We start from the raw sequence: 6,196 nt of genomic DNA, 5'->3' as shown, positions 1-6,196 counted from the left end.
GCGCCCCCCCACCCGCTCCCCGCCGCGCCCACCGCATCGGGGTCGACCCCGACCCCTGGCCGCCGGAGGAGGCCGGGCCGTCGTCGTCCGGGGTGCCGAGCCAGCCGGCCAGCTTGCCGCCGCGGCCCACCGCCCGCAGCCGGCGCTCGGTGCGGTCGCGTACCGGGTCGGTGGTGACGACGAGCAGTTCGTCACCGCGTTGCAGCATCGTGCGGCGGTCCGGCACGAAGCTGCGGCCCTCGCGCACCACCAGGGTGACGGCGGCACCGGCCGGCAGCCGCAGTTCGGCGACCTCGACGCCGTGCATCCGCGACGCCTGCGGCACGGAGACCGACAGCAGGTGGCCGCGCAGCCGTTCCAGCGGCGCCGACTCGATGCCCAGGTCGGCCGGGCCGCCGGTCTCCGCCAGTCCCAGCCGCCGGGTCAGCCACGGCAGGGTCGGCCCCTGGAGCAGGGTGAAGACGATGACCAGCACGAAGACGATGTTGAAGATCCGCCTGCTGTCCGGCACCGCGTAGACCATCGGGATGGTCGCCAGCACGATGGGCACCGCGCCGCGCAGTCCCGCCCACGACAGCAGCACCCGGTCCCGCCACGGCGTGCGGAACGGCGTCATCACCGCGAAGACCGACAGCGGTCTGGCCACCAGCGTCAGCAGCACCCCGATGACCAGCGCCGGCACGATGTCCCCGGCCAGTTCCGCCGGGTTCACCAGTAGCCCCAGCAGCACGAACATGCCGATCTGCGCCAGCCACGCCACGCCCTCCGCGAACCCCTGGGTGGCTGGCCGGTGCGGCAGCGCCGCGTTGCCCAGCACGAGGGCGGCCAGGTAGACCGCCAGGAAGCCGCTGCCGTGCGCGAAGGAGCCGCCCGCGTAGGCCAGTACCGCCAGCGCCATCACCGCGATCGGGTAGAGGCCGGAGGCGGGCAGGGCCACCTGGCGCAGCGCGGCGGCGCCCAGCATGCCCACCGCGATGCCGATCGCGGCGCCGATCGCCAGCTCCAGCGCGATGTCGCCGAGCAGCAGGTACCAGGAGTGGACCGGCCCGTGCGAGCAGAAGGCGACCACCAGGATGACCACCGGCGCGTCGTTGAAGCCGGACTCGGCCTCCAGTACGCCGGTCAGCCGGGCCGGCAGCGGCACCCGGCGCAGCACGGAGAAGACGGCGGCGGCGTCGGTGGAGGAGACGACGGCACCGATGATGAGTGCCTGCCGCCAGTCGAGGCCGGCCAGGAAGTGCGCGGCGGCGGCGGTGACCCCGACGCTGACGGCCACCCCGAAGGTGGCCAGCGCGGCGGCGGCCGGCAGGGCCGGCCTGACCTGCCGCCACTTGGTGCCCAGGCCGCCCTCGGCGAGGATCACCACCAGGGCGGCGTACCCCAGGACCTGCGTCAGCCGGGCGTCGTCGAACCGGACCCCGATGCCGTCCTGGCCGATGGCGACGCCGATGCCCAGGTAGATCAGCAGGCTGGGCAGTCCGCTGCGCGACGACAGCCGGACGGCCGCGACGGCGACGAGCAGCACGAGCGCGGCGACCAGCAGGAGCGCGTTGAGGTGTTCGACAGACAGCTGCGGTCCTTCCGTGTCGGCAGGGCCTGGGCCGGCGGGTGGCGCACCTTCCGGTGCCGGGGCCGGCACCGGTGGTGACGGTGTCGATGCCCCACGCAACCATTTTACCTGATCTTGGCATTCCGGCCCGGCGGCCCGTATCGCGGCTGGATGAACGCCTGCGGCCGTCCCCGCCGCCCGGGGTCCGCGTGCCTCACGTACAGCCAGGCCCCATATGGTGGCGGTCGTACCTCGGTCCGCCCTGCCCCCGCGAAGGACAGCGATGCCCGCCAACTCGTCCGCCCCGCCAGCGAAAGCGAAGAAGAAGGGACGTCGGCTGCGCGCCCTCGTGGTCGTGGTCGTCGTCGCCCTGGTGGCGGGCATCGGCTTCGGCTCGTACTGGAGCGTCAGCACGGTGCGGGCCTCCTTCCCGCAGACCACCGGTTCGCTCCAGCTGTCGGGGCTGTCCGGGCCGGTCCAGGTGCTGCGCGACAAGCAGGGCGTGCCGCAGATCTACGCCGACACCCCGCAGGACCTCTTCCGCGCCCAGGGCTACGTGCAGGCGCAGGACCGGTTCTACGAGATGGACGTGCGCCGGCACTACACCTCCGGCACGCTGTCGGAGATGTTCGGCTCCAGCCAGGTCGGCAACGACGCCTTCCTGCGCACCCTGGGCTGGGACCAGGTCGCGCAGCAGGAGTGGGACCACGAGCTGTCGGCGACCACCAGGTCGTACCTGACCGCCTACTCGGCCGGCGTCAACGCCTACCTGGCCGACCACCACGGCGCGGCGCTGTCGGTGGAGTACGCGGTGCTCGGCCTGAAGAACAGCTACACGCCGGCCAAGTGGACGCCGGTGGACTCGATCGCCTGGCTGAAGGCGATGGCCTGGGACCTGCGCGACAACATGCAGGACGAGATCGACCGGGCGCTGATGACCAGCACCCTGACGACCCAGCAGATCGCGCAGCTCTACCCGGCCTACCCCTACAGCCGCAACCAGCCGATCGTCCCGGCCGGCACGGTCAGCGGCGCCGGCACCCCGCAGGCCACCTACACCCCGGGCAGCGGCACCGGTTCGCAGCCGGCCGGCGCCTCCAGCGCCACCACCGCGTTCAACAACGTCAGCGACCAGCTGTCCTCGCTGGCGAACGAGGTCGGCAGCATGCCGTCCATGCTGGGCCAGGCCAGCAACGGCATCGGCTCCAACTCCTGGGTGGTGGCCGGCAAGTACACCACCACCGGCAAGCCGCTGCTGGCCAACGACCCGCACCTGGAACCGGCGATGCCGTCGCTGTGGTACCAGATGGGCCTGCACTGCCGCACGGTGAGCGCCGCCTGCCCGTACGACGTGGCCGGCTTCACCTTCTCCGGCATGCCCGGCGTCGTCATCGGCCACAACCAGTCCGTCGCGTGGGGCCTGACCAACATGGGCGCCGACGTGACCGACCTGTACCTGGAGAAGGTCACCGCCACCGCCTACCTGCGCGACGGCAAGTGGGTGCCGTTCACCACCCGCAAGGAGACCATCAAGGTCGCCGGCGGGGCCAGCCGCGTCATCACCGTGCGCAGTACCAACAACGGGCCGATCGTCTCCGACCGCGACACGCAGCTGGCCGACGTCGGCAAGACCGCGCCGGTCGGCAACGCGGCGCCCGACCGAAGTACCGGGTACGCCGTCGCGCTGCGCTGGACCGCGCTGAACCCCAGCAAGTCCATGCAGGCGGTCTTCGAACTGGACAAGGCGCAGGACTTCACGCAGTTCCGCGCCGCCGCCCGGGACTTCGCGGTCCCCTCGCAGAACCTCATCTACGCCGACACCAAGGGCAACATCGGCTACCAGGCCCCCGGCCAGATCCCGGTGCGCGCCAAGGGCGACGACGGCACCTACCCGGCGCCCGGCTGGGACTCCTCCTACGACTGGAAGGGCTACGTCCCGCAGTCGGCGATGCCCTGGGAGGAGAACCCCTCGCGCGGCTACATCGTCACCGCCAACCAGGCCGTCACCGGCCCGGACTACCCGTACCTGCTCACCCAGGACTGGGACTACGGCACCCGCAGCCAGCGCATCAACGACCTGATCGCCTCCAAGATCAAGGGCGGCGGCAAGATCTCCATGGACGACATGCAGTCCATGCAGCTGGACGACAACAGCGAGATCGCCGCACTCCTGGTGCCGTACCTGCTGAAGATCAACGTCCCGGACGCCTACGTCCGCCAGGCCCAGCAGCTGCTGGAGGGCTGGGACTTCGGGCAGGACTCCGACTCGGCCGCCGCCGCCTACTTCAACGCGGTCTGGCGCAACGTCCTCAAGCTGGCCTTCGGCAACAAGATGCCCAAGGAACTGCGCCCCCAGGGCCAGTGCCTGCGGGTGCCCGCGGTCGGTTCCGGCCCGGTCGACAACCTCGACGGCAAGGAGCGGCTGGTCACCGAGTGCGGCACCGCCGACGCCGACGTGGCCCAGCCGGACGGCGGCGACCGCTGGTTCGAGGTCGTCCGCGACCTGCTGCCGAACGCCACCAGCCCCTGGTGGAACGTCTCCACCACCAGCACCGCCAAGCCCACCGACCGCGACGCGCTGCTGCTCCAGGCGATGACCGACGCCCGCTACGAGCTGACCTCCAAGCTGGGCAAGGACACCAGCACCTGGAGCTGGGGCCGGCTGCACACCATGGAGCTGCGCAACCAGACGCTCGGCACCTCCGGTCCCGCCGTGGTCAAGTGGCTGCTCAACCGCGGCCCCTGGCAGCTGTCCGGCGGCGAGGGCGCGGTCGACGCCACCGGCTGGAACGCCCAGGAGGGCTACGGCGTCACCTGGGTGCCGTCGATGCGGATGGTCGTCAACCTCGGCGACCTCGACGCCTCGGTCTGGATCAACCTCACCGGTGCCTCCGGCCACGCCTACGACGCGCACTACTCCGACCAGACCAAGCTGTGGGCCGAGGGCAGGACGCTGCCGTGGTACTTCTCCGCGCAGCAGGTGGACAAGTCCACGCAGGACAAGCTGACGCTCACCCCGTGACCCGCCGCACCACGGGTCTCACCGCACGAAGCGCCGCACTCCCTCGGGGGTGACCGCCGCGTGGACGGGGTGGTCGTGCGGTTCCCTCGGGACCGCCGCGACCACCTCGTCCGCGTACAGCAGCACCACCAGCGCCGGCCCCGCCCCCGTCCGCTCGCGCGCCAGCCGGGCCAGCACCCGGTCGTAGGAGCCGCCGCCGCGGCCCAGCCGCCAGCCCGCCGCGTCCACCGCCAGCCCCGGCAGCAGTACCGCGCCGGCCGCCAGTACCGCGCCGGTGCCCAGCCGCGGCCCGGTCGCCTCCCGCAGCCCGCGCGGCCCGGGGGCCAGTGCGTCCGGCCCGGTGTACCGCGCCCAGTCCAGGTCGTTGTCGGGCCGCAGGACGGGCAGCAGCACCCGGGTACCGCGCTCGCGCAGCGCCTCCAGCAGTTCCCCGGTGCCCGGCTCGCCGCCCACCGAGACGTACGCGGCCACCGTCGCGGCGTCCGCCAGCTCCGGCAGCTCCAGCGCGTGCCGGGCCAACTCCCGTGCCGCCGCAGCCCGTTCAGGCAGGCCGCGGGCACGTCGCGCCGCCGTCAGCCGGTCGCGCAGCGGCTGTTTGCCGCCGTCGTCCGGCCGGGCACGGGCCCTGTCATCAGGCTGTGGATCACGCATGAGTTCGCTCACCAGTCCCATCGATTCGTACACCCGACCTGGTCAACGGATATCGTGCCCATATGACTGACGTACGTCCCCGCATCACGAAGGCCGTCGTTCCGGCGGCGGGCCTGGGCACCAGGTTCCTGCCGGCCACCAAGGCGACGCCCAAGGAAATGCTGCCCGTGGTCGACAAGCCCGCGATCCAGTACGTGGTCGAGGAGGCCGTGTCGGCGGGCCTGTCCGACGTACTGATGATCACCGGCCGCAACAAGCGCGCCCTGGAGGACCACTTCGACCGCAACTACGAACTGGAGGAGGCCCTCGTCCGCAAGGGTGACGCCTCCCGGCTCGCCAGCGTTCAGGAGTCCGCCGAACTGGCCACCATGCACTACGTGCGCCAGGGCACCCCCAAGGGCCTCGGCCACGCCGTGCTCTGCGCGCAGCCGCACGTCGGCGACCAGCCGTTCGCCGTCCTGCTCGGCGACGACCTGATCGACCCGCGCGACCCGCTGCTGTCCGCCATGATCGACGTCCAGGGACGCTTCGGCGGCAACGTGCTGGCCCTCATGGAGGTCCCCGCCGAGCAGATCCACCTGTACGGCTGCGCCGCCATCGAGGCCATCGAGGGCGAGGACGGCGTGGTGCGCGTCACCGACCTGGTCGAGAAGCCCGCCACCGACGACGCCCCCTCCCGGTTCGCCGTCATCGGCCGCTACGTCCTCGACCCGGCCGTCTTCGACGTCCTCAAGCAGACCCCGCCCGGCCGCGGCGAGGAGATCCAGCTCACCGACGCGCTGCGCGAACTCGCCCGCGGCAGCGCCCCCGGCGGCCCGGTGCACGGCGTGCTGTTCACCGGCCGCCGCTACGACACCGGCGACCGCGGCGACTACCTGCGCGCCATCGTCCGCCTCGCGGCCGAACGCGAGGATCTCGGCCCCGACTTCCGCGCCTGGCTGCGCGACTACGTCACCGGCGACATGCAAGAGTGA

General features: G+C 72.2%; 4 protein-coding genes. 2 read left to right on the top strand and 2 right to left on the bottom strand.

All coding sequences use genetic code 11. The features are described 5' to 3' along the window. Positions 1-1,570, bottom strand: a 1,570-nt coding sequence (locus tag POF43_RS24695; RefSeq protein WP_282704760.1) for a potassium/proton antiporter, incomplete at its 3' end; no start/stop codon positions are given. 262 nt (positions 1,571-1,832) lie between these two features. Here POF43_RS24695 and POF43_RS24690 point away from each other — a divergent pair. Beyond that, positions 1,833-4,571: a penicillin acylase family protein gene (locus POF43_RS24690; RefSeq protein WP_271324589.1), complete on the top strand. Its 2,739-nt coding sequence runs from the start codon at positions 1,833-1,835 to the stop codon at positions 4,569-4,571. An 18-nt stretch (positions 4,572-4,589) separates the two neighbouring features. Here the strand turns inward: POF43_RS24690 and POF43_RS24685 are convergent, their stop codons facing one another. Further along, the gene (locus POF43_RS24685; protein ID WP_271324590.1) at positions 4,590-5,222 is read right to left on the bottom strand and encodes a 5-formyltetrahydrofolate cyclo-ligase; all 633 of its coding nucleotides are present in this window, start codon (positions 5,220-5,222) and stop codon (positions 4,590-4,592) included. Positions 5,223-5,284: 62 nt separating this feature from the next. Between POF43_RS24685 and galU the strand changes: the two genes are divergently transcribed. Continuing rightward, complete coding sequence (gene galU, locus POF43_RS24680; protein WP_271316538.1) at positions 5,285-6,196, top strand: UTP--glucose-1-phosphate uridylyltransferase GalU; 912 nt, start codon at positions 5,285-5,287, stop codon at positions 6,194-6,196.

The sequence above is a fragment of the Streptantibioticus silvisoli genome (assembly GCF_027947535.2).
Taxonomy (GTDB): Bacteria; Actinomycetota; Actinomycetes; order Streptomycetales; family Streptomycetaceae; genus Streptantibioticus_C; species Streptantibioticus_C silvisoli.
This window is presented reverse-complemented; position numbering and strand designations above follow the sequence as displayed.

Coding starts and splice junctions, on each gene's coding strand:
- POF43_RS24685 (WP_271324590.1), bottom strand. CDS start 5,222: ATGCGTGATCCACAGCCTGATGACAGGGCCCGTGCCCGGCCGGACGAC.
- galU (WP_271316538.1), top strand. CDS start 5,285: ATGACTGACGTACGTCCCCGCATCACGAAGGCCGTCGTTCCGGCGGCG.
- POF43_RS24690 (WP_271324589.1), top strand. CDS start 1,833: ATGCCCGCCAACTCGTCCGCCCCGCCAGCGAAAGCGAAGAAGAAGGGA.